Source organism: Streptomyces sp. NPDC046215, assembly GCF_040646215.1.
GTDB lineage: Bacteria > Actinomycetota > Actinomycetes > Streptomycetales > Streptomycetaceae > Streptomyces > Streptomyces stramineus.
This window is the reverse complement of the sequence record NZ_JBEYZW010000019.1, coordinates 1-26859: the sequence shown is the minus strand read 5'-3', so window position 1 is coordinate 26859 and position 26859 is coordinate 1. Positions and strand designations below refer to the sequence as shown.

Genomic DNA, 26859 nt, shown 5'->3' with positions numbered 1-26859 from the left:
ATGAGGCGCGCTCTGAGGCAGTTCGCCGGAAGGAGGCAGTCGATGACCGCCGCACCCGAGGTGCTCGCCGAGCTCCAGGGACTACGGGTCCGCGTACCGCACCTGACGGGTGCGATGGTGGCGAGCACGGACGGGCTGGTGATCGCCCACCTCGTCACCGACACGGAACCCGACGGGCTGGCCGCCCTGACCGCCGCCGCGCTGGGCGTGGGCTCGCGCCTGACGACGGCCGCCGGCCAGGGCGGGTTCCGCGAGCTGCTCGTCACCGGCGAGGGCGGCTACGTGGCGACCTACGCGGCCGGCACGTCGAGCGTGCTGACCCTCCTGGCCGCCGCCGACGCCAACGTCGGCCGGCTGAACCTGGAGGCCCGCCGCGCCGGACCGCGCATCGCCGCGCTGGTCGACGGCGCCCTGGAGCGCCAGCGACAGGAATGACCCGGCGGCACCGCGCGCCCACGCATCCCCGTAGGCCCGTTGCCCTCACGTCCCGCACGACTCCGGCAAGAAGCACGTCCCCGACAAGGAAAGCGAAGACACTGTGGCGAACACCGAAATGGCCCTGAAGGACGCGATGGGCTCGATCGAGGGGGCCATCGGCGTGGCGCTCGTCGACTACGGCAGCGGCATGGCCCTGGGCACCCTGGGCGGTTCCCAGTCGCTGGACCTCAACGTCGCCGCCGCGGGCAACACCGACGTCGTGCGGGCCAAGCTGCGCACGATGGAGATGCTCAACATCCAGGACAGCATCGAGGACATCCTCATCACCCTGGGCGGCCAGTACCACCTGATCAGGCTCCTCACCGGCCGCGGCGGCAGCGGCCTCTTCCTCTACCTGGTCCTCGACTCCAAGCGCGCCAACCTGGCGATGGCCCGCCACCAGCTCAAGCGCATCGAGGCGGAGCTGGAGGTCTGACGTTCACGGCGCCTCCGGCAGCGCGAGGCACAGCGCGCGCAGCGCCGGGGCGAACGCGTGGTCGGGCGGCGTGCCGTACCCGATGACCAGCCCGTCGCGGGCCGGCATCGCGCTGTCCGGGTGGCGGTAGGGGCCGAGCCCGTCGAGGGCCAGGCACTGCCGCCCGGCCGCGCGCAGCGTCCGCTCCTCCGTGCCCGGGGGCAGCCGCAGGACGGCGTGCAGGCCGGCGGCGATGCCGCCGGCCTCGATGTGCGGGGCCTGCTCGGCGAGGGCGGCCACCAGGCGGTCCCGGCGCCGCCGGTAGCTCTGCCGCATCCGGCGCAGGTGGCGGTCGTAGGCGCCGCAGGTGAGGAAGTCCGCGAGCGTCAGCTGGTCCAGGGCCCCCGACCACAGCTCGCGCGGCCCCTTCACCGCGAGGACCTCTTCGACGAGCCGGTCCGGCAGGACCATCCAGCCCAGCCGCAGGGCGGGGGAGAGGCTCTTGCTGACCGACCCGAGGTACACCACCCGGTCGGGGTCCAGGCCCTGGAGCGCGCCGACCGGCTGCCGGTCGTAGCGGAACTCCCCGTCGTAGTCGTCCTCCAGCACCAAGGTGCCCGCGGCGCGCGCCCAGTCGACGACCGCCGCCCGGCGGGCGGGGTGCAGCGGCCCGCCGGTGGGGAACTGGTGGGCCGGGGTCAGCAGCACGGCCCCGGCACCGCTGCCGGGCAACTCCTCGACGCGCGCCCCGTCCCCGTCCACCCACAGGGGCACGGTGCCCAGCCCGGCCCCGGCCAGGACCGAGCGGTGGAAGTCCAGGCCGTAGGACTCGACCGCGACCGTGCTGCCCGCGCCCAGCACCTCGGCCAGCAACCGCAGCGCGTGGGCGAAGCCGGCGCAGATCACGATCCGGTGCGGCGCGGTCCGCACCCCCCGGGCCCGCGCGAGGTACGCGGCCAGGGCGGTGCGCAGTTCGGGGCGCCCCCGTGGGTCGCCCACGCCGAAGACCTCGTGGGGCGCGGCGGCCAGTGCCCGGCGGGAGGAGGCCAGCCAGGCGGCCCGGGGGAACGCGGAGGCGTCCGGGGAGCTGGGCATCAGGTCGTGGGCCGGGCGGCGCGGGGCCGGCGGGGAGCGGCGCGGCCGGGGGGCGGCCGCGAGGGGGGCCGAGCGCGGGGCGACCCGGGTACCCGAGCCTTGACGGGCCGTCAGCCAGCCTTCGGCGGCCAGCTCGGCGTAGGCGTCGCCCACGGCGTTGCGGGCGACGCCCAGGTCGGTCGCGAGCGTCCGGTACGGCGGCAGCCGGGTGCCCGGCACCAGCCTGCCCGAGCCGATGGCCTCCCGCAGGGCGTCCATCACCTGTTCCCGCCGGGTGCCCGCGCCGGAGAGCTCCAGGTGGAGGTCCGCCCCCGCCCCGGTGTCCGGCGGCGGCTCCGGTGCCGGCCCGCCCGGACGATCTGCTGAATTGACCCCTCGATCCGACACGGGAATGCACCCTAACGCAGGTCTATGGGAGACCTAGGGTTCCTGACATGACAACTTTTCAGGTACCGCAGCGCATGAACCTCGCCACCGTCGCCCCCAAGGTCTTCAAGGCCGTCCTGGCCCTCGACGCCGCCGCCCGCGAGGGACTGGACCCCGTCCTCCTCGAACTGGTGCAGATCCGCGCCTCCCAGATCAACCGGTGCGCCTACTGCATCGACTACCACACCGGTGACGCCCGGAAGGCGGGCGAGAGCGAGGAGCGGATCTATCAGCTCAGCGCCTGGGAGGACGCCGGTGTCTACACCGAGCGGGAGCGGGCCGCCCTCGCCCTGACCGAGGCCGTCACCCGGCTGCCCGACGGCGTCCCGGACGCGGTCTACGACGAGGCCGCCCGGCACTTCGGCGAGGAGGAACTGGCCCATCTCATCGCGCTGATCTTCACCGTCAACGCCTGGAACCGGATGAACGTCACCACCCGCAAGACCCCCGGCACCGCGTAGCGGCAGCGCGCCGGCTCGCCCGCTCCCGGCCTGCACGCCATCATGGGCCGGGAGGGGCGGGCGCGGCCGGAGCCGTGGCATCACCGACGGCCCGCGCGGCGCGGGCGCCGAGCCGAGGAGGGCCCCACCATGGCCGCTGACACCCCGCCCCCACCGACGCGCGTCCTGGTCTTCGGCGCCTCGCTGCGCGGCGACTCCCTCAACGGCCGCCTGGCGTCGCTGGTGGCCCGTCTGATCGAGCGGACGGGCGCCACCGTCGACCTCGCCCGGATGGGGGAGTTCGCGATGCCGGTCTACGACGCCGACACCGAGGAGTCGGAAGGGCTGCCGCGAGGGGCCCTCGCGCTGCGCGACCGGCTCGCCGCGTGCGACGCGCTCGTGATCTCCTCACCCGAGTACAACGCCTCCGTGCCCGGCGGGCTGAAGAACGCCATCGACTGGGTGTCGCGGGTGCGGCCGCAGCCGTTCAAGGACAAGCAGGCGCTGCTGGTCTCCGCCTCCCCCTCCCTGGTCGGCGGCAACCGCGGGCTGTGGGCCCTGCGCATCCCGCTCGAACACCTCGGTACCCGCGTCTATCCGGACATGTTCAGCCTCGCCCAGGCCCACGAGGGCTTCACCGACAGCGGCGACCTGGCCGACAGCGGGCTCGGGCAACGGCTGACGGAGACGGTGGAGTCCTTTCTCCGCCTGGTCGAGGCGGACACCCGGTACGCATGCCTCCAGCACCGTTGGTACGAGTTCCTCGGCGACCGCACGGACGCGCCGGTCACCCAGCGCGCCCAGGACTGACGGCGCCGGCCGCTCAGCTGCCGAGGATGTCCGCGAGGTCGTAGTGAGCGGTCTCCTCCAGCTGCGCGTAGGTGCACTGGGCGGGCTCCCGGTCGGGACGCCAGCGGCGGAACCGGGTGGTGTGGCGGAAGCGGTCGCCCTGGAGATGGTCGTAGGCCACCTCGCACACCCGCTCGGGGCGCAGCGGGATCCAGGACAGGTCCTTGGTGCCCGTCCAGCGGCTGGGCCCGCCGGGCAGCCGGCCGGCGGCCTGGGCCTGCGGGTCGGCCCACTGCTCCCAGGGGTGGCCCTGCGCGTCGGTCATGCGCAGCGGCTCCAGCTCGCTCATGAGCTCCTTGCGGCGCCGCATGGGAAAGGACGCGCAGACCCCGACGTGCTGCAACCGCCCGGACGCGTCGTACAGGCCCAGGAGCAGGGAGCCGACGACGGGGCCGCTCTTGTGCAGGCGCAGGCCCGCGAGCACGCAGTCGGCGGTCCGCTCGTGCTTGACCTTGACCATGGCGCGCTCGCCGGGCCGGTAGGGGAGGTTCAGCGGTTTGGCGACGACACCGTCCAGGCCGGCGCCCTCGAACTGCTCGAACCAGGTCTGCGCGAGCGCCGGGTCGTCGGTGACCGGAGCGAGGTGGAGGGGCGCGCTCACCCCGCGCAGCGCGGCCGTCAGGGCCCCGCGGCGGGCGTGCTGGGGGGTGTCCAGCAGGGATTCCTCGCCCAGTGCGAGGAGGTCGAAGGCGATGAAGCTCGCCGGGGTGGTCCCGGCCAGCAGCGCGACCCGGGAGGCGGCGGGGTGGATGCGTTCCAGCAGCGCGTCGAAGTCCAGCCGCCCCTCCCGGATGACGACGATCTCACCGTCCACCACGCAGCGCTCCGGCAGCTGCCGCAGCAGCGCCTCGGCGAGCTCGGGGAAGTAGCGGGTCAGCGGTTTGGTGGAACGGCTGCCCAGTTCGATGCTGTCGCCGTCGCGGAAGACGACGGACCGGAATCCGTCCCACTTCGCCTCGTACTGCATCCCCGGCGGAATGGCGGACGCCGATTTCGCCAGCATCGGTGTGAGCGGGGGCATCACCGGTAGGTCCATGACCGCGATTGTGCGGCTTGCCGGGCCGCCGCGCCCACCGGTGCGCGTGTTGTGGGGCACGAGGGCCGCCCTTAGCGTGGGTGCATGGGCGACGCGGTGGAACTTTCGGTCGGCGAGCGGGTGGTGCGGCTGTCCCACCCGGAGAAGGTGTATTTCCCGGAGCGCGGTTTCACCAAGTACGACGTGGCCCGTTACTACCTGAGCGTCGGTGACGGCATCGTCCGCGCCCTGAGGGACCGGCCCACGATGCTGCAGCGCTTTCCGGACGGCGTCGGCGGGGAGTCGTTCTTCCAGAAACGGGCCCCCAAGAACCTCCCCGACTGGATTCCGACCGGCCGCATCTCCTTTCCCAGCGGCCGGTACGCGGACGAGATCTGCCCCCGGGAGGTCGCGGCGGTGGTGTGGGCGGCCAACCTCGGCTGCCTGACGTTCCACCCCTGGCCGGTGCGCCGCGACGACACCGACCACCCCGACGAGCTGCGGATCGACCTCGACCCGCAGCCCGGCACGGGCTACGCGGACGCGGTGCGGGCCGCGCTGGAGCTGCGGGGCGTGCTGGAGGAGCTCGGGCTCACGGGCTGGCCGAAGACCTCCGGCGGCCGCGGCCTGCACGTGTTCGTGCCGATCGCCCCCCGGTGGACGTTCACCCAGGTGCGGCGCTCGGCGATCGCCGTGGCCCGGGAGCTGGAGCGGCGCATGCCGCGGGAGGTGACGACGGCGTGGTGGAAGGAGGAGCGGGGCACGAAGGTGTTCGTCGACTACAACCAGACCGCCCGCGACCGCACCATCGCCAGCGCCTACTCCGTGCGCCCCCGCCCGCACGCCCCGGTGTCGGCACCCCTGCGGTGGGAGGAGGTGCCGGGCGCGGAGCCGGAGGACTTCGACCTGGGCAGCATGCCCGCCCGTTACGCGGAGGTCGGGGACGTGCACGCGGGCATGGAGGACGCCCCCGGCGGCCTGGAGGCGGCCCTGGAGCTGGCCGACCGCGACGAACGCGAGCACGGCCTGGGCGACCTGCCCTACCCCCCGGAACACCCGAAGATGAAGGGCGAGCCCAAGCGGGTCCAGCCCAGCCGCGCCCGCAAGGAGACCCCGCCCTCGTCGCCGCCCCCGTCCCCGTCCCCGGAGTGACCCCCGGGCGGCGCGCCACGGGAGGTCGTACGGCTATCCGAGTGCGTTGTTCTTGTCCTAGTTTATCCCGTTTTTCGGGGTGGAACGTGGGCAGTGCGTCCTTCACTTCGCACAGCAGGGAGCCGTTATGGCCCAGTCATTCGCAGCTCGCAGCGCGGCCGTCTCGATCGCCCTCCTGACCGGGGGCATCCTGGCGGCCGGACCCGCCCAGGCGGCTCCTCCGCCGCCGGTCCAGCCGTTCGGGACGGTCCTCAGCCCCTCGGGCGTCAACGAGCGCGCGTACCCCAGCACGGACTCCTCGGTGCGCGGCACGCTCGCCCGCGGTACCAAGGTCGGGCTGCGCTGCAAGGTCCACGCCCAGACCATCGGCAAGTCCAGCGTGTGGTACCTCATGCGCAGCCGCGGCACCTGGGTGAGCTCGCAGTACATCACCAACAGCGGACAGGTCCCGCTCTGCAAGGACCTCCACCGCAGCGTGCTGGACGACGGCCCCCTTGCCCGGGCGGCCATGGGCTGACCTGCCCATCCGTCACGCCCCGCCGTGCTGACGGCCCGTCACTACAGTCCCGCGCGGCCGTCCGTGCGGGACGGCGGTCCGGTGGCGGGGGGCTTCCCGGGAGGTATCCGAGCCCCGTGACACCGCCGTGGACCCTAGAGTTGTGATTGTCTTCTCGCGCCGCTGTCGGTGACAGGGTCGCGGTCGCTGGTCCGGGTTGTGAGGGGTTGCGGTTGTTGTCTGGGGCGCGGGTTGTCGAACCGGCCGGGAGGGCGGACGCTGTGAGTGGTGCTGTCCGGGGGCGCGTGCTGTTACTGGACGGAACGCCCGACCGGTGCCGGGGAGCGGTGCCGAGTCTGACGGTGCACGCCCTGGCGGGAGCGGACCCGTGCCGATTCCTCGCCGCGGACTCCGTCGACGTCGTCCAACTGCCCTCGGTGGCCAGCCCGCAGAGCGTGCTGGCCTACGTGCAGCACGCCGCCGCCGCCCCGGGGCCGCTCCTGGTGTGGGTCACCGGCCGGCTGATGGTCCCCGCCCGCCGCGGCGGCGAACCGCACCTGGCCCTGCGGGAGAGCACCCCCGGCACCGTCCGCTACACCGGGCTGCCCTGGTCCTGGCTCACCCGCACCCTGCGCGGCCGCACCGGCCCCACCCTGCTCCTGACCGACACCGAGGCCGACGCCGCCGCCTGGCCCCACGTGACGGCCGCGGTCCGCGCCGGCCACTTCGACGGCGGAGTGCCCGTCCACGGCGTGATCGCCCCCGCCGCCACCGCACCGCAGACCGAAGCCGGCGGCTACACCAGCGCGTTCCTCGCCGCCCTGCGGGCCGGTGAGCCCGGCGCCGGCCCCGCCGTCGACGCCACCCTGATGCACGAACGGGCCCTCGCGCAGGCGGGCCTGGGCGGCGACGTCATCGCTGTGTGCCACGGCGCGCCCGGGCCGGTGCTGGCCAACCAGGCCCGGCACACCCGGCCCGCCCTCGTGGTGACGACCGGGCCCGTCCCGGTCGCCGCCGCACCCCTGCCCGTCACCGTCCCCACAGTGCCCGTCACAGCGCCCGCCCCGCCGCGCGCCACCGCCCCCACCACCGTGCCCGCCCCGGCCACCGCCACGGCGCCCGCGCCCGCCGCGCCCGTCGTGCCCTCCCAGGGCGACGTCCTGGAGGACGTCCTGGCCGCCGCCCGCGCCGGCCGGCACAACGAAGCGGCGGCGATGGCCGCCGCCTGGGAACAGCAGGCGCTGCGCCGGCACGGCCCCGCCAGCCCCGAGGCGGGCCTGTGGACCGAGGTCCGGGCCGACCTCGCCCGGCTGGCCGGCGACCACGCCCGGGCGGCGGAGCTGTGGATGACCGCCGCGCACGCGCGCCTCGCGCGCAGCGGGCCGGCGGACGAGGAGACCCTCGCCGCGGTGAAGCGGGCCCACTACTGCTGGCAGCACAGCCAGGACCAGGCACCGCGCCTGGCACCCGCCCTGCTGGACCTCTGGGAGCAGGTCCCCGGCGGAGCGGGCGCCGCCGACCACATCCGCGCCCGCCTGAACTCCTGTCAGGACGCCCCGCCCGCCGCCACCCGGTAGCGCGGCCCGCACCGGCCCGCGCCGCCGGGGCGGTGCCCGGCCCTGCCGGGGCGAGACCGGGGTATACGCGGCCCAGGCGACACCGCAGGGGTGCGCACCGGCAGGAGGCGGCAGATGGTGACAGCGGGGAACGACACCGAGGCGGTGGGCGCGGGGGTGGCCGCGGCGGCACGGGCGGGGCTCGTGGCACGCGGCGTGATCTACATCCTCGTCGGGGCACTGGCCCTGCGGATCGCCCTCGGGGACGGCGGCGAGCAGGCCGACCGGGGCGGCGCAGTGCAGGAGCTGGCGCAGAGACCGTTCGGCCAGGCACTGGTCTGGGCGCTGGGCATCGGCCTGGTCGGCATGGCCCTGTGGCGGCTGTCCGAGGTGGTGTTCGGCGCCGCCGGACCGAAGGGCCGGGAACCGGGCAAGCGGCTGCTGTCCGCCGGGCGCTTCGTGTTCTACTCGGCCGTCGCGGCCTCCGTGATCGCCTTCGCGGCCGGTGAGCGGAGCAGCGGCTCCGGGTCCACCGACGAGCAGTCGCGGGACGTCACCGCCCGGGTGCTGGACTGGCCCGCCGGACAGTGGCTGGTGGCCGCGGCGGGGGTGGGCGTGGGCATCGCCGGCGTCTGGATCGCGGTACAGGCCGTCCGGCGCAAGTACCGCAAGAACCTGGACCCCGCCAAGCGGGTGCCGCCGGCCGCCCGGCGGACCGTCGACGTGCTGGGCGTCGGGGGCGGGGTGAGCCGGGGACTGCTCTTCGCCGCCGCCGGAGGGTTCGCCGTCCGCGCGGCCGTCGCGTACGACCCGGAACAGGCCAAGGGGCTGGACGACACGCTGCGCTCGTTCACCAGCACACCGGTCGGGCCCTGGCTGCTGGGCGCGGTGGCGGTGGGGCTGGTGCTGTTCGGCCTGTTCTCCTTCACGATGGCCTGGTGGCGCCGGGTCTGACCGGCGGCAGGCGCCCGCCCCGCGCACCGCCCGACGCGGGCGGCGTGCGGGGCGGTGGCGGATCCGGCCAACCTGGGGCGCGGCCGCCGGGCCCGGCCCCGCGCGGCCGGCCCCGCCGGGGCGGCGCCGGTCACGGCGGGCGAGCACCCGGAACCCTTCCGTGAGCGCGGCGGACGCCCGCCGCCCAGGGAGTGCAGCGGGGCGGCGGGAAGCGCACGATGGGTGTACAAGGGGGCCTTCGCGGGAGCAGGGTTCCGGAGTCGAGGAAGGACCGGAGGTGCCGGACCATGGCCACGTTCATGGACGTCCACCACGGCATGAAGGGCATCACCGCCGAGCAGTTGTCGGCGGCCCACAAGGCGGATCTGGCGATCGAGCGCGAGGAAGGCGTGCATTTCCAGCAGGCGTGGGCGGACCCCGAGTCGGGAACCGTCTACTGCCTGTCGGAGGCGCCGTCGGCGGACGCGGTCAAGCGCATCCACGCGCGGGCCGGTCACCCGGTCACCGAAGTGCACCCGGTGCCGCTGGCCATCTCCTGACCGGCCGCAGGGCGGAGCAGGGCCCGGCCGCCGGGGCACAACCACCCCGGCGGCAGGGCCCTGCCCGCGCTGCTCCCGCGAAAGATGCCGGGCCGGCCAACTGCCGGTGTCCGGCAGTCGTCCGGAACGCGTGCGGCCCGGGAACGACTCCTGTCCCCGCCGCGCCGCCCGGCCCGGGCCGCCGCCGGTGAGCACGTCAACTCGGGGCCTCGGCGCGGGAGTCGGCGCATCTGCGGGACCGGCCCGCGTGTTGTGCGCGCCGAAGGGGTGAGCCTTCCGAACCCACCCTGTACGGCCCTCTTTTGGCCAAGAGTGACATTGCTCATCGTTGACATGCGCTTGATCATGGCTTTACTGTCTGACCGCGTAACACCTGCATGATCAACGCCGTATCCACCACCATTCGGAGGTCGAAATGGAAAAGCTGATCAAGAAGATGGCCCAGGACAGCGTCTGGCAGAACTGGGTCGGTGCCAATTCGGCGCAGACCGCGGCGAAGGACGGCTGCATCAGCGCCGCTCCCAAGTCCGGTTGCATCAGCGCCGCGCCGAAGTCGGGCTGTATTTCCTAACAGTCACCGACTGATTCACCCGAGTGGGCCGCGGCGCGCTGTGCGTTCCGCGGCCCACTTCCCGGCCCGCCCCACAGGTCTTCCGCGGGGCTCCCGTTCTTCGAGTACACCAGGGGTGGCAATTGGACGGTCAGCCGACCTCCGACGTCGTCGACGAGATCAGGGACATTCCGCTTTACCGCGAGTCGGTCGAAAAGGGCTACTTCCCCATACTGGAGAAGCCCGAGATAGCCCGCGGATTCCCCGACAACTGGATGACGCCCCGGCTCGCCGCGGCACTCGAGGCCGGCGAGGCGGAGTACGTGCTCTCCACGGGCACCAACCACGCCCGCATGCAGATCATCCGCCCCCCGTACTTCCTGCTCAACTCCTACTACCGGCTGTGGAGCGAGCACCCCGACATCGCCGCCACCTGGGAGCAGGGCGCCCTGCGGGTCTCCCTCACCACGGTACTGGCGACCGAGCACGTCGCCCGCGTCAACGCCAAGAAGCGCGGCGCGGACCCGGACCCGGTGCCGTCCCTCGACGAGCGGCGGCTCGACGCCCGCACGCTCTACCTCAACCTCCGGCTGGACCCCGCCCTCTGGGAGCGGGAGGAGGTCGAGCGCATGCTCGACGAGATCGGGACGGCCCGGCAGGCCCACCCGCAAGGGTGGTACCACCTCGACTGCTCCAGCTACCACCTGGCCCACCTCGTGCGGAAGGTCCAGGAGTGGGGCCTGTGGGACCGCTTCCCCCAGCCCGCCAGCATCATCCACGCCTACGAGTACACCCCGCTGAACGTACGGCGTTTCCTGGAGCAGCACTTCACCTGCCCGATCATCGACCTGTTCGGCAGCACGGAGCTCGGCTACCTCTACTACAGCGACCGCCAGGGCCGGTACCGGCCCCACCTGGACAAGATGAGCGTCGAACTGATCCCGGTCGCCCCCGGCAGCCGGATCTACAGCCTCATCGTCACCAGTGTGCGGAACCCCTACATGCCGCTGATCCGCTACCGGTCGGGGGACTGCGCCCGCACCCTGGACGGCACACCGGACCCGGCGAAGATCTCCCGGTTCTGCGGCCGCGAGAAGGAACTGCTCACCGCGCCCCAGGGCCCCGTCGCCCAGGGCGACCTGGACGACCGCATCAGCGGGACCACCCCGCAGATCTTCCTCCACCAACTGCGGGTCACGGGCGGCACCGAGGCCGAGCTGCGCTACACGACCTTCGACGGCCGCCCCGCCGACGCGCGGGAGACCGCCGCCCTGGAAGCCGGAATCCAGGACCTGACCGGCCTGCCCTGCCGCCTGGAGCACCGCTCGCACATCCCCATCGGCAAGTCCGGGAAATACGCCTGGCTCGCGAAGGACCACTGACCCCGGACGGGAGCACCATGACCACCCAGTCACCCATGACCGCCGACGACCTCAAGGCTCTGCTCGGGGAGTCCCTCCACACCGAAGTGACGCGGTACTTCACCGCCACGACCGGCGCGGCACCGGACTTCGTGGAGCGGCAGGTCACCGAATGCCTGCGCTACCTCTACCTCGTCTCCCGCTACCGCGAGCAGCTCAGCGGGCTCTTCCTGCCCGTCGAGCAGGCCATCGACGAGATCTGGCACTACCTCATCCTGCAGACCCGCGAGTACCGCGCGCTGTGCGAGGAGCGGCTGCCGGGGAAGTTCTTCATCCACCACCGCAGCATCGCGTACGAGGACTACCAGCAGGAGCCCGGCCGGGAACAGGCCATCGAGGAGGCGCTGCGCTGGATCCCCCTGTACTGCCGGGAGTTCGGCCCCTTCGACGAGGGCGTCCTGCCACACTGGACGATCGTCCGCTTCCTCCACGAGCAGATGAACATGTCGCTGGAGGACATCTCGGCGCTGGAGCCGCTGGAGACACCCGCGGCCCCGTAGTCGCGGGCGGCGCACGTCGGGGGACGCACACCACCCGGGAACACAGGGAAGAGAGAGCATGAGTACTCGGTCCGGCGAACCGTCCCCCCAGAGCACCCCCGAGCCCCCCGCGACACCTGCGATACCCGGGGCCCCCGAGGCCCCCGAGCAAAAGCGGATCCTGGCCGTCCTGGTCCTTTCCCAGACCCTCAGCGGCGCCGGTCTCGCCGCCGGGATCACCGTGGGAGCCCTACTCGCCGAGGAGATGCTCGGCTCGACCAACTTCGCGGGCGTGCCCAGCGCGCTGTTCACCGGCGGCTCCGCGCTCGGCGCCGTGGGCATCGGGCGCGTCTGCCAGCGCTGGGGCCGCCGGCCGGGCCTGGCCCTGGGGTACGCGGCCGGCTCGCTCGGCAGCATCGGCGTCGTCGCGGCGGCCGCGTTCGGCAGCGTGCCGCTGCTGTTCCTCTCCCTCGTCGTCTACGGCGCCGGGACCGCGACCAACCTCATGGCCCGCTACGCCGGCGCGGACCTGGCCTCGCCCGCGCGCCGCGGCCGCGCCGTGAGCACCGTGATCCTCGCCATGACGCTGGGCGCCGTCATCGGCCCCAACATGGTCGGCGTCACCGGCGACCTGGCCCACGCCTGGGACATCCCCCGGCTCGCCGGGCCCTTCCTGCTCGCCGCGGTCGCCTTCGCGGCCGCCGCGCTCGCCCTGGGCCTCCTGCTGCGCCCCGACCCCCTGCTGCTCGCCCGCGCGCGGGCCGCGGCGGACACGGCGGCGGAGGACCCCGGCGGGCCCGAGGAGGGCGCGGCCGCGCGGACCGACACCCGGCGGCTCGTCACCGGCACCACCGTCATGATCGTCACCCAGCTCGTGATGATCGCGATCATGACGATGACGCCCGTCCACATGCGGGCCCACGGCCACGACACCCAGGCGGCCGGATTCGTCATCGCCCTCCACGTGGCGGCGATGTTCCTGCCCTCACCGCTCACCGGCATGCTCGTCGACCGGCTCGGCCCGCCGCGGGTCGCGGCCGCCTCCGGCCTCGTCCTCCTCGCCGCCGGCCTCCTCGCGGCCGTCGCGCCGTCGGACTCCGTGCCCGCGCTCACCGTGGCGCTCGTCCTGCTCGGCCTCGGCTGGAACTTCGGGCTCCTCAGCGGCACCGCCCTCGTCACCGACGCGGTGCCGCTCGCCACCCGGGCCGCGACGCAGGGCCTCGTCGACGTCGGCATCTCGGTCTCCGGCGCGACCGGGGGCCTGGCCTCGGGCATGGTGGTCGCGGTCGCGGGCTTCCCGTTCCTGGGCGCCGCCGGAGGCGTGCTCGCCCTGGCCATCGTGCCCGTCGTCGCCCTGACCTCCCGGCCGCCGCGCCCCGCCCCCGCCGGGGCCGCTCCCCGCAAGGAACGCGTCTGAGCCCACCGGCAGGGGCCGGCGACCCCGGCGGGGGCGGGACCGAGCGAGGCATAAACGCGGCGGCCCCCGGCTTCACCGGTTCGTGCGTACCGGAGCAGGTGCGCACGGGCACGGCCCCCGCTCCGTGCTTGGCTGGCTGCCGTCCTTCGGGGCCGCAGCGGCGGCGCGTGTGATGCCCGGTCATATCCCCGTGCAGCCAGCCTCATTGGCGGCCCCTCGTACCGGTGCGTGAGGGAGTTCCCCGATGGGTGAGAAGAAGTCCGTGCCCTTCTCCGTGTCCCGTGTCGCGGCGCGAGCCGGCGCCGCCGCGCTGGTGGTGCTCGCGCTCGCCGCCGCACCCGCCGCGGCACCGGCCGGCGCGACGGGCAACTCCGCCTCGTCCGGCGCGGCCCGCAATGCCGTCGAGGAGTGGAGTGCCGTCGCGGTCGACACCGTCGAGACCGACGCCCGGCGTCCCGTGCCCGAGACCTTCATCTGGTACGCGTTCGTCTCCACGGCCATGTACAACGCCGTGGTGGGCGTCGAAGGCCGCTACGCCCCCTACCGCTGGGACGGCCACGGGCCCCGCACCGCCTCTCCCGCCGCGGCCGCCGCGGCGGCCGCGCACCGCGTGCTGCTGACCTACTTCCCCGCCTCGAAGAACCGGCTGGACGCCGCTTACGCCGCCTCCCTGAAGGCCGTCCCGGACGGGCGGGCGGAGGACGAGGGCGTGGCCTTCGGGGAGCGTGCCGCCGCACACACCGTCAGATCCCGGAAGGACGACGGACGGTACGCGCCCGTCGGCTTCCCCGCCGAGCCGGCGCCCGGCGTCTGGCGGCCCACCCCGCCCGCCTACGAGCGCTTCGACAGCGCCTGGATGGGCAGGCTGCGGCCGATGACCCTCAGGTCGCCCGGCCAGCTCCGCCCGGGCCGGCCGCCCGCCCTCACCTCGGCCCGCTACGCCAAGGACCTCGCTGAGTTGAAGGCGCTCGGCGCCAAGCACGGGTCACGCCGCACCCCGCGGCAGACCGACACCGCGCGGTTCTTCTCCGGCAACCTGCACTTCCAGGAAGCCCTGCGCGACCGCGCCGCCCGCTACGGCCTCGACCTCACCGAGACCGTCCGCCTGCTGGCCGTCGCGAACTCCGCGATGGCCGACGCGATCGTCACCGCCTGGGACTCCAAGCTGCACTACGGCACCTGGCGCCCGGTCACCGCGATCCACCAGGCCCGCACCGACGGCAACCCCGCGACCACGCCCGACCCGGCCTGGGAGCCTTTCATCCCCACCCCGAACCACCCGGACTACCTCAGCGGGCACGCGACCGTCGGCGGCGCCCTGACGCGGTCGCTGACCCTCCTCTTCGGCACCCCACGCGTCGACCTCACCTTCCGGTCGCAGGCCACCGGCACCACCCGTCACTACGCGCACGCCGACGACTACAACCGTGATGTCGTCGACGCGCGCGTCTGGGAAGGCGTTCACACCAGGACCGCCGACGTGGTCGGCAACCGCACGGGAGCCAAGATCGCGGAGTGGGGGTTCGCCCACTACTTCCGGCCGGTGCGCTGAGCCGGCCGCCGGCCCGGCCGCCCCCGCCCGCCGGGCGGAGCGGCCGTCGGCTACCGGTGAGTGAACTCCGGCGGGCGCTTGTCGATGAAGGCCGTCATGCCTTCCTTCTGGTCCGCCACCGCGAACACCGCGTGGAAAACGCGCCGTTCGAAGCGCACGCCCTCCGCGAGCGTCGTCTCGAAGGACCGGTTCACCGCCTCCTTCGCCATCATGGCGACGGGCGCGGACATGCCCGCCACCGTCTCGGCCACGGCCAGCGCCTCGGCGAGGAGCTCGTCGGCCGGGACGATCCGCGAGACCAGGCCGGCGCGTTCGGCCTCCACGGCGTCCATGGTGCGGCCGGTCAGGCACAGCTCCATCGCCTTGGCCTTGCCGACCGCGCGCGTCAGCCGCTGGGAGCCGCCGATGCCCGGGATCACCCCGAGCTTGATCTCCGGCTGGCCGAAGACGGCGGTGTCGGAGGCGAGGAGGATGTCGCAGAGCATGGCGAGCTCGCAGCCGCCGCCGAGGGCGTAGCCGGAGACCGCCGCGACCGTCGGCGTGCGGAGCTCACCGAGCCGGTCCCAGGCGGAGAACCAGTCACTGAGGTACATGTCCATGTAACTCTGCGGCCGCATCTCCTTGATGTCGGCCCCGGCCGCGAACGCCTTCTGCGACCCGGTCAGGACGATGCAGCCGACCTCCGGGTCCCGGTCGAGTGCCGTCGCGGCCTCGACGACCTCGTTCATGACCTGGAGGTTGAGGGCGTTGAGCGCCTTCGGCCGGTTGAGGGTGATCAGGGCGGTGCGGCCCTTGCGCTCGACGAGGATCGTCTCGTACGGCGCCGCTGCGGTGTCGGTCATGTCGTCGTTCCGTTCTGTGCGGTGTCCTGCTCCGCGGTCCGCGCGGACCGTTCCCTGATCGTCCGGATGATCCCGGAGAAGTCCTCGGCGGCCCCCGGGCCGCGGGCGAAGTCCTCGTAGAGTGCGGCGGCGCGCAGGCCGAGCTCGGCGTCCACCCCGGCGGCGCGCAGCGCGTTGGCGGCCAGGCCCAGGTCCTTGGCCATCAGCGGGGCCGCGAAGCCCGGGCGGTAGTCCTGGTTAGCAGGGCTGCCGGGCACGGGCCCGGGCACCGGGCAGTTGACGCTCAGGGCCCAGCACTGGCCGGACGCGGTGGAGGCCACGTCGAACAGCGCCTGGTGGGACAGGCCCAGGCTCTCGCCGAGGACGAACGCCTCACTGACGGCGATCATCGAGATGCCCAGGATCATGTTGTTGCAGATCTTGGCCGCCTGGCCGGCGCCCGCGCCACCGCAGTGGACGGCCTTCTTGCCCATCACCGCGAGCAGCGGCTCGGCCCGGGCGAACTCCGCCTCGCCGCCCCCGGCCATGAACGTCAAGGTCGCGGCCTCGGCGCCCGTCACGCCGCCGGAGACCGGCGCGTCCAGGGCACGGTGGCCGGCCGCGGTGACGGCCTCGTGGGCGGCGCGGGCGTCGGCCACGTCGATGGTGGAGCAGTCGACGAACAGCGTGCCGGGCTTCGCCGCCGCCAGCAGCCCGTCCCGGTAGAGGGCGAGGACGTGCCGCCCGGCGGGCAGCATGGTGAAGACCACGTCCGCGCCGTCGACGGCCTCGACCGCCGACGCGGCCGGCTCGACGCCCGACCCCGCGGCCGCCTCCAGGGACGCGGCCACCAGGTCGAAGCCGCGCACCCGGTGTCCCGCCGCGGCGAGATTGGCGGCCATCGGGCCGCCCATGTGGCCGAGGCCTATGAACGCGATGACCGTGCTCACCGGGGCACCTCCTGCGGGGAGCCGGCGGCGAGGGAGAGCTCCCGGTCGCCGAGCGGCGCGAAGTAACGGGCCACGTCCGCCTCGCCGACCTCGGCGAGCGTCGCGGGGGACCAGCGCGGGTTCCGGTCCTTGTCGATCACCTGGGCGCGAATGCCCTCCACCAGGTCCGCGGAGGACAGGGCCGCGCACGAGAGGCGGTACTCCTGCTCCAGGACGAGCTCCAGCGAGCCGAGCTCCCGGGCGCCGCGCAGCGCCGCGAGGGTGACCTTGAGCGCGGTGGGCGACTTGGTGAGGATCGTCGCCGCGGCCTCCTTGGCGGCCGGCGCGTCCGCGTCCAGCAGCCGGTCCAGGATCTCCTCGACGGTGCCGGCCGCGTAGCAGTGGTCGATCCACTCGCGGTGGTCCGCGAGCCCGGCCGCCGGGGCCTTTGCGGCGTGCCGCGCCAGGACCTCGGGCACGGCCGTCCCGGCGAGGTCCGCCACGAGCGCGGGGAGCCGCTCCGCGGGGACGAAGTGGTCGGCGAGCCCGCACAGCAGGGCGTCACCGGCGCCCACCGCCGCGCCGGTGAGCGCCAGGTGCGTGCCCAGCTCGCCGGGCGCGCGGGAGAGCAGGTAGGTGCCGCCGACGTCCGGGACGAAGCCGATGCCGGTCTCGGGCATGGCGACCCGGGAGCGCTCGGTGACGATCCGCACGCTGCCGTGGGCGGAGATCCCGACGCCCCCGCCCATCACGATGCCGTCCATGACGGCCACGTACGGCTTGGGGTAGCGGGCGATCCGGGCGTTCATCCGGTACTCGTCGCGCCAGAACGCCGCCGAGGCCACGCCGCCGCCCGCGCGCGCGTCCTCGTGGATGGTGCGGATGTCGCCACCCGCGCACAGCCCGCGCTCCCCGGCACCGGTGATCACCACCGTCTCGACGGCGGGGTCGCGCTCCCAGGCGGTGAGGGCCTCCCCGACGCGGTGCACCATGGCGTGGTCGATGGCGTTGAGGGCCTTGGGCCGGTTGAGGGTGAGGTACCCGGCACGGCCCTCGGTGCGCACCAGGACGGAGTCCCCGCCGGGGTTCGCCGGGCTCATCGGGTGGCTCCGGTCAGTCCCCGGGCCACGATCAGTCGCATGATCTCGTTGGTTCCTTCCAGGATCTGGTGCACCCGAAGATCGCGGACGATCTTCTCGATGCCGTACTCGCTCAGGTAGCCGTAGCCGCCGTGCAGCTGCAGGGCGCGGTCCGCGACGGAGTAGCCGGTGTCGGTGGCGAACCGCTTGGCCATGGCGCACAGCTGGGGCGCCTGCGGGTCGCCGCGGTCCAGGGCCTCGGCCGCCTGCCGCACCAGGGCGCGCGCGGCGGTCAGTTCGGTCGCCATGTCGGCGAGGCGGAACTGCAGGGCCTGCGCGTCGAGGAGCGGGGAACCGAAGGCCTCCCGGTCGGCGAGGTAGGCGAGACTGCGCCGCAGGGCGTCCTGCCCGCCGCCCAGGGAGCAGGCGGCGATGCCGAGGCGGCCGCCGTTGAGGCCGCTCATGGCGATGCGGAAGCCCTCGCCCTCGGCCCCGAGCCGGCGGCTCGCCGGGACCCGGACGCCGTCGAGGATCACCTGCCGGGTGGGCTGGGCGTTCCAGCCCATCTTCTTCTCGTTGGCGCCGAAGGACAGGCCGGGGTCGTCCTTCTCGACGACGAACGCGGAGACGCCGCCCGGGCCGTCCTCGCCGGTGCGGGCCATCACGATGTACAGGTGCGAGGCGCCGGCGCCGGAGATGAACTGCTTCACGCCCGTCAGGACGTAGGAGTCCCCGTCGCGCTCGGCCCGGGTGCGCAGGGCGGCGGCGTCGGAGCCGGCGCTCGCCTCGGTGAGGCAGTAGCTGCCCAGGGCGTCCATCGAGCACAGGGCGGACAGCCAGCGGGCGCGCTGGGAGGCGTCGCCGTAGCGGTCGATCATCCAGCCGACCATGTTGTGGATGGAGAGGTAGCCGGCGATGGAGGGGCAGCCGGTGGCCAGCGCCTCGAAGATCAGGACGCCGTCGGCCCGGGTGAGGCCGGCGCCGCCCTCCTCCTCCCGCACGTACACGCCGCCGAGGCCGAGGCCGGCGGCCTTGCGCAGCACGTCGACGGGGAAGTGCTTGTCCCGGTCCCAGTCGACGGCGTGCGGGGCGAGGTGCTCGTGGGTGAAGTCCAGCGTCGTCTCGACGATCGCGAGCTGGTCCTCGGTGAGGGTCGTGGTCATCGCCGTCAGCCCATCGTCGGGATGGTGAAGCTCGCGCCCTCCTTGACCCCGGAGGGCCAGCGCGAGGTGACGGTCTTGGTGCGGGTGTAGAAGCGGATCGAGTCCGGGCCGTGCTGGTTGAGGTCGCCGAAACCGGACCGCTTCCAGCCACCGAAGGTGTGGTAGGCGACCGGCACCGGGATCGGTACGTTGACCCCGATCATCCCGGTGTCCACCCGGCGGGTGAAGTCACGGGCGGTGTCGCCGTCCCGGGTGAAGATCGCCACGCCGTTGCCGAAGGGGTGCTCGGAGGGCAGCCGCAGCGCCTCCTCGTAGTCCGCGGCGCGGACCACCGACAGGACCGGGCCGAAGATCTCCTCCTGGTAGATCCGCATGTCCGGGGTGACCTTGTCGAACAGCGAGGCACCGGCGAAGAAGCCGTTCTCGTGCCCGGCGAGGGTGAAGTCGCGCCCGTCCACGACGAGCTCGGCACCCTCCTCGACGCCGAGGTCCACATAGCCGCGGACCCGGTCGACGGCGTCGCGGCCGACCAGCGGGCCGAAGTCGGCCTGCGGGTCGTCGGAGCGGCCGATGCGCAGGGCCGCGATGCGCTCCTTGAGCCGGGCGACCAGCGCGTCGGCGGTCTCCTCGCCCACCGGCACGGCCACCGAGATCGCCATGCAGCGCTCGCCCGCCGAGCCGTAGCCCGCGCCGATCAGCGCGTCGGCGGCCAGGTCGAGGTCCGCGTCCGGCATCACGATCATGTGGTTCTTCGCCCCGCCGAAGCACTGCGCGCGCTTGCCGTGCGCGGCGGCGGTGGCGTAGATGTGCGCGGCGATCGGGGTCGACCCGACGAAGCCGAGGGCCTGCACCCGCGGGTCCTCCAGCAGGGTGTCCACCGACTCCTTGCCGCCGTTGACGACGTTGAGGACGCCCGGCGGCAGACCCGCCTCCAGGAACAGCTCGGCCAGGCGCAGCGGCACGGAGGGGTCACGCTCGGACGGCTTGAGGATGAAGGAATTGCCGCAGGCTATCGCGGGTGCGGCCTTCCACAGCGGGATCATCGCCGGGAAGTTGAACGGCGTGATGCCCGCGGTGACGCCGATCGGGCGGCGCAGGGAGTGGACGTCGATGCCGCTGCCGGCGTTGTCGGTGAACTCGCCCTTGAGCAGGTGGGGGATGCCCGCCGCGAACTCCACCACGTCCAGGCCGCGCTGGATGTCGCCCTTCGCGTCGGCGACGGTCTTGCCGTGCTCGGCGGACAGCAGCCGGGCCAGCGAGTCCATCTCGCCCTCGACGAGCCGCAGGAAGCGCAGCAGGACCCGGGCCCGGCGCTGCGGGTTCCACTCGCCCCACTCGCGCTGGGCCGCCGCCGCGTCGGCGATGGCCGCCTCGGTGTCGGCCCGGTTCGCCAGCGGGACCCGGGCCTGCACGGCGCCGGTGTTGGGGTCGTACACATCGCCGTAGGCCCCCGAGGTGCCCGGGGTGTGCTTGCCGCCGATGAAATGGGTGAGTTCACGGACCATGGGAAAGCCTGCTCTCGTCAGGGTGGGACCCGGGGATGGGGCGCGCGAAGGCCGCCGCAGGAACGGGGAGGACGCGAGGCGACGGGGCGTCAGGGAGCGGGTGGTGCCGCTCGCCGGGCCGGACCGCCGGGGCGGGGGCCGCGGGGCGGGACGTGACGAACCGGTGCCATGCGTGTCTGCTCCATCCTCGTGGAAAACACGGACCATCCCGCGGTCGGTGACCTGGCTCCCGGGGCGCCGCGCACCGCCCGCCGCACCGGCATGCCGCTCGTCGGTGGGTGGCTGCCGGCGGCAGGACTCCCCGGTCACAGTGGCGGGACCGCGCCGGATTCGCACCGGCTTCCCCGCACCGCGGGCCTTCCCCCCGAACATATAGTTGGACGTCCTAGTAAGTCCAGGTCTCCCGGCCACGGGTTGTCGGCGGCACCCCGGCGAGCCCCCTCCGCCCCGCCCCGGGCATGGCGGAAACCAGCCTTTGTGCCGTTGGCAAAGTTGGCAAAAGGCGCCGCGTGGATGAGCGGAAATTGGCAGAGATCCATGCTTGATGGCACTCAGTGCCACTGTCACAGTCGTAGTGCGGCCCACCGGACCCGGTCGGCCGAGGCCGGACACCGGACGCGATCTCAGCCCTGACGTCGCCGCCCCGGACCGTCCGGCCGCACCACCGGTCACCCCGCCCCACCCCTCGCGCACCGGCGAGCGGCACGGCGGGCCACGCACCACAGGGGAGCCACTTCCCCTTCGCACTCTTGACAGACGCTCAAAGCCGATTCGACGCGACACCGGGAGACGGTCATGGCGCAGACAGGGACGACAGCCGACGAACTGGCACGGCGGTGGGCGACCGACCCGCGCTGGCAGGGCACACAGCGCACCTACGGCGCCGAGGACGTGATCCGGCTGTCGGGCAGCGTGCGCGAGGAGCACACGCTCGCCCGGCGCGGCGCCGAACGCCTGTGGCGGCAGCTGCGGGAGAACGACTACATCCACGCCCTCGGCGCGCTCACCGGCGGACAGGCCGTCCAGATGGTCAAGGCCGGCCTCCAGGCGATCTACCTCTCCGGCTGGCAGGTCGCCGCGGACGCCAACCAGGCCGGGCACACCTACCCCGACCAGAGCCTCTACCCCGTCAACTCGGTGCCCACCGTGGTCCGCCGCATCAACAACGCCCTGCTGCGCGCCGACCAGATAGCCACCGCCGAGGGCACCGGGGACACCACCGACTGGCTCGCGCCGATCGTCGCCGACGCCGAAGCCGGCTTCGGCGGCCCGCTCAACGCCTTCGAGCTCACCAAGGCGATGATCGCCGCGGGCGCCGCCGGCATCCACTACGAGGACCAGCTCGCCTCCGAGAAGAAGTGCGGCCACCTCGGCGGCAAGGTCCTCGTCCCCACCTCGCAGCACATCCGCACCCTCAACGCCGCCCGCCTCGCCGCGGACATCGCCGACGTGCCCACGGTGCTCGTCGCCCGCACCGACGCCCTCGCCGCCAACCTGCTCACCAGCGACGTCGACGAGACCGACGCCCGGTTCTGCACCGGCGAGCGCACCCCCGAGGGCTTCTACCGGGTCGAGCCCGGCATGGCCCCCGTCATCGCCCGCGGCCTGGCCTACGCCCCGTACGCGGACCTGTTGTGGATGGAGACCGGCACCCCGGACCTCGCCCAGGCCAAGGAGTTCGCCGAGGCGATCCACGCCCGGTACCCCGGCCAGCTGCTCGCCTACAACTGCTCGCCGTCCTTCAACTGGCGCGCCGCGCTCGACGACGACCAGATCGCCAAGTTCCAGCGGGAGCTCGGCGCGATGGGCTACCGCTTCCAGTTCATCACCCTCGCGGGCTTCCACTCCCTCAACCACGGCATGTTCGACCTGGCCCGCGGCTACGCCGAGCACGGCATGACCGCCTATGTCGACCTCCAGGAGCGGGAGTTCGCCGCCCAGGCGCAGGGGTTCACCGCCGTCAAGCACCAGCGCGAGGTCGGCACCGGCTACTTCGACCTCGTCAGCACGGCGGTCAACCCCGCCGCCGCGACCCTCGCCCTGCGCGGCTCCACCGAGGAAGAGCAGTTCCACTAGGGCGTGTCTTACGGGTCAGCCCGGATCAGGCCGCGGCGTCCGGTGCGGTACCTCGCAAGGCGGAGCATCTCCCGCGTACTGGGCGTACTCGGGTGATGCGACAACGCGGCGAGGTGCCGTGCCGGGCGTCGCGGCCCCGGGCTGACCCGTAAGACACGCCCTAGCCCCTCGGAGCCCGGCACCCGCCGCCGGCCCGGCCGGGTGCCGGGCCGGCACGCCCTCAGGTGAGGGCCGGAGCCCGGCGCCGCCCGGCCCTCACCGCCCCCGTCAGGAGACCGCATGTCCCTCACCACCGTGACCGGCCGCGCCCAGGTGCTCGGCGCACCGGGCGCCCGCTTCGACGAGATCCTCACCCCCGCCGCCCTGGACGCCGCCCTGCCCGACCGCGCCAAGGTCACCCCGACCGCCCCGTTCCCGCGCGCCTCCACCGAACTGCCGGTCCGCACCTGCCACCGGCGCGGCGCCCACGCCATCGGCGGCACGGCCGCCCGCCTTCCCGGCCGCGACGCCCGGGTGAACGAGGCGGCCCTCTTCGCACCCACCGCCCTCGCGGACCACCTGCCCGCGTTCTCCACCACCGACGCCCACGCCCGCCACCTCGTCCGCCGCCGCCCGGCGGTGACCTCGTGAACCCCGCCGTGCGGCGCGTGGGCGTCGTCGGCGGCGGCCGGATGGGCGCCGGCATCACCGAGGTGTGCGCCCGCGCCGGGCTCGACACCCTCGTCTGCGAGACCGACACCGCCGCCGCCCACCGGTCCCGCGACCGCGTCGCCCGCTCCCTCGAACGCGCCGTCGAGCGCGGCAAGACCGACCGCCCCACCGCCGAGGACGCGCTCACCCGCCTCACCTTCACCGTGACCTCGACGACCTCGCCGACCGGCAGCTCGTCATCGAGGCCGTCGTCGAGGACGCCGAGGTCAAGACCGCGATCTTCACCGCCCTCGACAAGATCGTCGAAGATCCGGCGGCGATCCTGGCCACCAACACCTCCTCCCTCCCCGTGATGCGCCTGGGCATGGCCACCCGCCGCGCCGACCGCGTCCTCGGCCTGCACTTCTTCAACCCCGTGCCCGTGATGCCGCTCGTGGAGATCGTCACCTCGCTGCACACCACCGCCGAAGCGGCCGCCACGATCGAGGAGTTCGCCACCGTCACCCTCGGCAAGAGGACCGTCCGCTCCCGGGACCGGGCCGGCTTCGTCGTCAACGCCCTCCTCGTCCCCTACCTCCTCGCCGCGATCCGCATGGCGGAGTCCGGCTACGCGACGGCCGACGACGTCGACACCGGCATGGAGCTGGGCTGCGCCCACCCCATGGGACCGCTGAGACTGGCCGACCTGATCGGCCTGGACACCGTGGCCGCCATCGCCCGGTCCCTCTACGAGGAGTTCAAGGAGCCCCTCTACGCCCCGCCGCCGCTGCTGCTGCGCATGGTCGAGGCGGGGCTGCTCGGGCGCAAGACGGGCCGGGGCTTCCACTCCTACGATCGGGGCTGAGGGGCCCCGGCCCGTGGGGCACGGGCGCGGAGCGGCGAAGGGGGCCGCTCCGCGCCCGCCCGGTGCCACCGCCCGGACCGGCGTCTCAGGCCGCCGTCCGGAATGTGAACGGCCCTATCCGGGACGTGATCCAGCGCCTAGGCTGCTCACGCAGCTGGTTCGCCCTGCCCGCCAGGCAGGCGCGTCGCAAGAGGGAACCCGGTGGGAATCCGGGACTGCCCCGCAGCGGTGAGCGGGAACGACCGCCGTCATACGCACTGGACCCCAGGAGTCCGGGAAGCGACGGCCAGTAGGTGTCTGCCCCCGGCAGACGTGCCCGTGAGTCCGAAGACCTGCCACTGCCCGTGGGCGACCGTTCGCCCGCGGAGATCCCGGTGACCTCGAGGGCGGGTCGGCGTACGCACCAGGCGGGCACCCGCGCGACGACCTCGCGCCGTGGGCCGCCCGGTCCGTCACCCTTCGCGCCCTCCCCCGTCCCGGGGTCGACAGGACGAAAACTCGCGAAGGAGAGTTCCGTGACCACCAAGTCCGCAGCCGCGGCAGCACGCGCCACCGTCCACGGCTACCCCCGCCAGGGCCGGAACCGGGAACTGAAGAAAGCCGTCGAGGGCTACTGGAAGGGCCGCGTCACCGCCGACGCCCTCCGGGACACCGCCGCCGGACTGCGCCGCACCCACTGGCGGGACCTGGCCGGCGCCGGGATCCACGAAGTGCCCACCGGCGACTTCTCGTACTACGATCACGTCCTCGACACCAGCGTCATGGTCGGCGCGATCCCGGCCCGGCACCGCGCGGCCGTCGCCGCCGACCCCCTCGACGGCTACTTCGCCATGGCCCGCGGCACCCAGGACGTGGCCCCGCTGGAGATGACCAAGTGGTTCGACACCAACTACCACTACCTCGTCCCCGAACTGCGCCCCGACACCGTCTTCACCGCCGACTCCGCCAAGCAGGTCACCGAATGCGAGGAAGCCCGCGCCCTCGGCCTCGACCCCCGCCCGGTCCTAGTCGGTCCCGTCACCTACCTCCTGCTCGCCAAGCCTGCCCCCGGCGTCCCCGCGGACTTCGAGCCGCTCACCCTCCTCGACCGGCTCCTGCCCGTCTACGCCGAGGTCCTCGCCGACCTCCGCGCCGCCGGAGCCGCCTGGGTCCAGCTCGACGAACCGGCCCTCGCCCAGGACCGCACCCCCGCCGACCTGAACGCCGCCGCCCGCGCCTACCGCGACCTCGGCGGCCTCACCGCACGCCCGCGGCTGCTCGTCGCCTCCTACTTCGACCGGCTCGGCGAGGCCCTCCCCGTCCTCGCCAAGGCGCCCGTCGATGGACTCGCCCTCGACTTCACCGGCCCCGCCGCCGCCAACCTCGGCGACCTCGCCGCCGCCGGGGGACTGCCCGGCAAGCGCCTGGTCGCGGGCGTCGTCAACGGCCGCAACGTCTGGATCAACGACCTCGAGAAGTCCCTGGCCACCCTCGGCACCCTCCTCGGCCTCGCCGACCGCGTCGACGTCGCCTCCTCCTGCTCCCTGCTGCACGTCCCCCTGGACGCCACCGCCGAACGCGACATCGACCCGCAGATCGCCCGCTGGCTCGCCTTCGCCCGCCAGAAGACCACCGAGATCGTCACCCTGGCCCGCGGCCTGGCCCACGGCACCGACACCATCGCCGCCGACCTCGCCGCCAACCGCGCCGATCTCGCCTCCCGCGCAGGCTCCGCCCTCACCCGCGTCCCGGCCGTACGGGCCCGCGCCGCGGCCGTCACCGCCGCCGACACCCGCCGCTCCCTGCCCTACCCCGAGCGGGCCGCCGCCCAGCGCGCCCGGCTGCGCCTGCCGCTCCTGCCGACGACCACCATCGGCTCCTTCCCCCAGACCACCGAACTGCGCACCGCCCGCGCCGGCCTGCGCGCCGGCCGCGTCACCGCCGCCGCCTACGAGGAGCGCATCGAGGCCGAGATCCGCGAGGTCCTCTCCTTCCAGGAGAAGGCCGGGATCGACGTCCTGGTCCACGGCGAGCCCGAACGCAACGACATGGTCCAGTACTTCGCCGAACAGCTCACGGGCTATCTCGCCACCCAGCACGGCTGGGTCCAGTCCTACGGCACCCGCTACGTCCGCCCGCCGATCCTCGCCGGCGACATCTCCCGCCCCGAGCCGATGACGGTCCGCTGGACGTCCTACGCGCAGTCCCTCACCGACCGCCCGGTCAAGGGCATGCTGACCGGCCCGGTCACCATGCTCGCCTGGTCCTTCGTCCGCGACGACCAGCCGCTGGGCGAGACCGCCCGTCAGGTCGCCCTCGCCCTGCGCGACGAGGTGAACGACCTGGAGGCCGCGGGCAGTTCCGTGATCCAGGTCGACGAGCCCGCCCTGCGCGAGACGCTGCCCCTGCGCGCGGCCGGCCACGCCGGCTACCTCGCCTGGGCGACCGAGGCGTTCCGCCTCACCACCGGCGGCGTCCGCCCGGACACCCAGATCCACACCCACATGTGCTACGCCGAGTTCGGTGACATCCTCCAGGCCATCGACGACCTGGACGCCGATGTCATCAGCCTGGAGGCCGCCCGCTCGCACATGCAGGTCGCGGGGGAACTCGCCACCGCCGGCTACCCCCGGGAGGTGGGCCCCGGGGTGTACGACATCCACTCGCCGCGCGTCCCCGGCGCCGAGGAGGCCGCGGCCCTGCTGCGCAAGGGACTGGAGGCCATTCCCGCCGAACGGCTGTGGGTCAACCCCGACTGCGGCCTGAAGACCCGCGGCTGGCCCGAGGTCCGGGCCTCGCTGGAGAACCTGGTCGCCGCGGCCCGCGAGGTGCGCGACGGCCTGCCCGCCAGGGGCGCCTGACCGCGGGCCGGGCGCCGGGCCGGGCGGGTTGACGGCGGTACTGGAGATGCTGACAGCCTGGGAATCAAGCTCGGCATGGTCCTCGACAACACCCGACGCAGAGCCCACAAACTCACCG

General features: G+C 73.8%; 23 protein-coding genes, 2 pseudogenes and 2 riboswitches. Of the genes and pseudogenes, 18 read left to right on the top strand and 7 right to left on the bottom strand.

What is annotated here, in order from left to right:
- The first annotated feature begins 42 nt into the window (after nucleotides 1–42).
- Both ABZ951_RS11335 and ABZ951_RS11330 read left to right on the top strand, forming a co-directional pair.
- Nucleotides 43–435: a roadblock/LC7 domain-containing protein gene (locus ABZ951_RS11335; RefSeq protein WP_344093759.1), complete on the top strand. Its 393-nt coding sequence runs from the start codon at nucleotides 43–45 to the stop codon at nucleotides 433–435.
- A 103-nt stretch (nucleotides 436–538) separates the two neighbouring features.
- Nucleotides 539–913, top strand: coding sequence for a hypothetical protein (locus ABZ951_RS11330; RefSeq protein ID WP_344093757.1), 375 nt, complete (start codon nucleotides 539–541; stop codon nucleotides 911–913).
- A gap of 3 nt (nucleotides 914–916) precedes the next feature.
- On the opposite strand, the gene ABZ951_RS11325 is transcribed toward ABZ951_RS11330, so the two are convergent.
- Nucleotides 917–2284 carry a PLP-dependent aminotransferase family protein gene (locus tag ABZ951_RS11325; RefSeq protein ID WP_361279713.1) on the bottom strand — a complete coding sequence of 456 codons (1368 nt, stop codon included), beginning with the start codon at nucleotides 2282–2284 and terminating at the stop codon, nucleotides 917–919.
- 137 nt (nucleotides 2285–2421) lie between these two features.
- On the opposite strand from ABZ951_RS11325, the gene ABZ951_RS11320 reads away from it, so the two are divergent.
- Nucleotides 2422–2874 carry a carboxymuconolactone decarboxylase family protein gene (locus ABZ951_RS11320; protein WP_344093755.1) on the top strand — a complete coding sequence of 151 codons (453 nt, stop codon included), beginning with the start codon at nucleotides 2422–2424 and terminating at the stop codon, nucleotides 2872–2874.
- A 129-nt stretch (nucleotides 2875–3003) separates the two neighbouring features.
- A complete protein-coding gene (locus ABZ951_RS11315; RefSeq protein ID WP_344093753.1) occupies nucleotides 3004–3663 on the top strand; it encodes an NAD(P)H-dependent oxidoreductase in 660 nt (219 codons plus the stop codon).
- A 13-nt stretch (nucleotides 3664–3676) separates the two neighbouring features.
- Here the strand turns inward: ABZ951_RS11315 and ABZ951_RS11310 are convergent, their stop codons facing one another.
- A complete protein-coding gene (locus tag ABZ951_RS11310) occupies nucleotides 3677–4738 on the bottom strand; it encodes an ATP-dependent DNA ligase (RefSeq protein ID WP_344093750.1) in 1062 nt (353 codons plus the stop codon).
- Between the two features lie 84 nt (nucleotides 4739–4822).
- On the opposite strand from ABZ951_RS11310, the gene ligD reads away from it, so the two are divergent.
- The 10 genes from ligD (at nucleotide 4823) to ABZ951_RS11260 (ending at nucleotide 14833) form a co-directional block, all read left to right on the top strand.
- Complete coding sequence (ligD, locus tag ABZ951_RS11305) at nucleotides 4823–5869, top strand: non-homologous end-joining DNA ligase (RefSeq protein ID WP_344093748.1); 1047 nt, start codon at nucleotides 4823–4825, stop codon at nucleotides 5867–5869.
- A 127-nt stretch (nucleotides 5870–5996) separates the two neighbouring features.
- Nucleotides 5997–6386, top strand: a complete 390-nt coding sequence (locus tag ABZ951_RS11300; protein WP_344093746.1) for an SH3 domain-containing protein — start codon at nucleotides 5997–5999, stop codon at nucleotides 6384–6386.
- 326 nt (nucleotides 6387–6712) lie between these two features.
- Nucleotides 6713–7942 carry a hypothetical protein gene (locus tag ABZ951_RS11295; RefSeq protein WP_361279689.1) on the top strand — a complete coding sequence of 410 codons (1230 nt, stop codon included), beginning with the start codon at nucleotides 6713–6715 and terminating at the stop codon, nucleotides 7940–7942.
- Between the two features lie 114 nt (nucleotides 7943–8056).
- Nucleotides 8057–8875, top strand: a complete 819-nt coding sequence (locus tag ABZ951_RS11290; protein ID WP_344093741.1) for a DUF1206 domain-containing protein — start codon at nucleotides 8057–8059, stop codon at nucleotides 8873–8875.
- A gap of 287 nt (nucleotides 8876–9162) precedes the next feature.
- The gene (locus tag ABZ951_RS11285; RefSeq protein WP_344097527.1) at nucleotides 9163–9414 is read left to right on the top strand and encodes an SCO4226 family nickel-binding protein; all 252 of its coding nucleotides are present in this window, start codon (nucleotides 9163–9165) and stop codon (nucleotides 9412–9414) included.
- A 415-nt stretch (nucleotides 9415–9829) separates the two neighbouring features.
- Nucleotides 9830–9985: a hypothetical protein gene (locus ABZ951_RS11280; protein WP_344097525.1), complete on the top strand. Its 156-nt coding sequence runs from the start codon at nucleotides 9830–9832 to the stop codon at nucleotides 9983–9985.
- A gap of 122 nt (nucleotides 9986–10107) precedes the next feature.
- On the top strand, nucleotides 10108–11346 hold the full coding sequence (locus ABZ951_RS11275; protein WP_344097523.1) for a hypothetical protein: 1239 nt from the start codon (nucleotides 10108–10110) through the stop codon (nucleotides 11344–11346).
- 17 nt (nucleotides 11347–11363) lie between these two features.
- Nucleotides 11364–11885 (top strand): hypothetical protein, encoded by a 522-nt coding sequence (locus ABZ951_RS11270; RefSeq protein ID WP_344097520.1) that lies wholly within the window; start codon nucleotides 11364–11366, stop codon nucleotides 11883–11885.
- A gap of 58 nt (nucleotides 11886–11943) precedes the next feature.
- Nucleotides 11944–13281: an MFS transporter gene (locus ABZ951_RS11265; RefSeq protein ID WP_344097517.1), complete on the top strand. Its 1338-nt coding sequence runs from the start codon at nucleotides 11944–11946 to the stop codon at nucleotides 13279–13281.
- A 244-nt stretch (nucleotides 13282–13525) separates the two neighbouring features.
- Entirely contained in the window at nucleotides 13526–14833 is a 1308-nt protein-coding gene (locus ABZ951_RS11260) for a vanadium-dependent haloperoxidase (protein WP_344097515.1), read from the top strand.
- A 50-nt stretch (nucleotides 14834–14883) separates the two neighbouring features.
- Here the strand turns inward: ABZ951_RS11260 and ABZ951_RS11255 are convergent, their stop codons facing one another.
- The 5 genes from ABZ951_RS11255 to ABZ951_RS11235 are packed head-to-tail and all read right to left on the bottom strand — an operon-like array spanning nucleotide 14884 to nucleotide 20330.
- The gene (locus ABZ951_RS11255; protein ID WP_344097512.1) at nucleotides 14884–15675 is read right to left on the bottom strand and encodes an enoyl-CoA hydratase; all 792 of its coding nucleotides are present in this window, start codon (nucleotides 15673–15675) and stop codon (nucleotides 14884–14886) included.
- Nucleotides 15672–16604, bottom strand: a complete 933-nt coding sequence (gene mmsB / locus ABZ951_RS11250) for a 3-hydroxyisobutyrate dehydrogenase (RefSeq protein ID WP_344097510.1) — start codon at nucleotides 16602–16604, stop codon at nucleotides 15672–15674. Before mmsB ends, ABZ951_RS11255 begins: the two co-directional genes overlap by 4 nt.
- A complete protein-coding gene (locus tag ABZ951_RS11245) occupies nucleotides 16601–17683 on the bottom strand; it encodes an enoyl-CoA hydratase/isomerase family protein (protein WP_344097507.1) in 1083 nt (360 codons plus the stop codon). Before ABZ951_RS11245 ends, mmsB begins: the two co-directional genes overlap by 4 nt.
- On the bottom strand, nucleotides 17680–18825 hold the full coding sequence (locus tag ABZ951_RS11240) for an acyl-CoA dehydrogenase family protein (RefSeq protein ID WP_344097505.1): 1146 nt from the start codon (nucleotides 18823–18825) through the stop codon (nucleotides 17680–17682). Before ABZ951_RS11240 ends, ABZ951_RS11245 begins: the two co-directional genes overlap by 4 nt.
- 5 nt (nucleotides 18826–18830) lie before the next feature.
- Nucleotides 18831–20330, bottom strand: coding sequence for a CoA-acylating methylmalonate-semialdehyde dehydrogenase (locus ABZ951_RS11235; protein ID WP_344097503.1), 1500 nt, complete (start codon nucleotides 20328–20330; stop codon nucleotides 18831–18833).
- A 216-nt stretch (nucleotides 20331–20546) separates the two neighbouring features.
- Nucleotides 20547–20675, bottom strand: a riboswitch (cobalamin riboswitch).
- 450 nt (nucleotides 20676–21125) lie between these two features.
- On the opposite strand from ABZ951_RS11235, the gene aceA reads away from it, so the two are divergent.
- From aceA to metE, 4 genes and pseudogenes are all read left to right on the top strand, one after another.
- Nucleotides 21126–22406, top strand: coding sequence for an isocitrate lyase (gene aceA / locus ABZ951_RS11230; protein WP_344097502.1), 1281 nt, complete (start codon nucleotides 21126–21128; stop codon nucleotides 22404–22406).
- 375 nt (nucleotides 22407–22781) lie between these two features.
- Nucleotides 22782–22937: pseudogene (locus ABZ951_RS11225) on the top strand (hypothetical protein); the annotation flags it as partial.
- A 95-nt stretch (nucleotides 22938–23032) separates the two neighbouring features.
- Nucleotides 23033–23901: pseudogene (locus ABZ951_RS11220) on the top strand (3-hydroxybutyryl-CoA dehydrogenase).
- Between the two features lie 138 nt (nucleotides 23902–24039).
- Nucleotides 24040–24256: riboswitch (cobalamin riboswitch) on the top strand.
- Between the two features lie 160 nt (nucleotides 24257–24416).
- Entirely contained in the window at nucleotides 24417–26741 is a 2325-nt protein-coding gene (gene metE / locus ABZ951_RS11215; RefSeq protein WP_344096763.1) for a 5-methyltetrahydropteroyltriglutamate--homocysteine S-methyltransferase, read from the top strand.
- The last annotated feature ends 118 nt before the right edge of the window (nucleotides 26742–26859 follow it).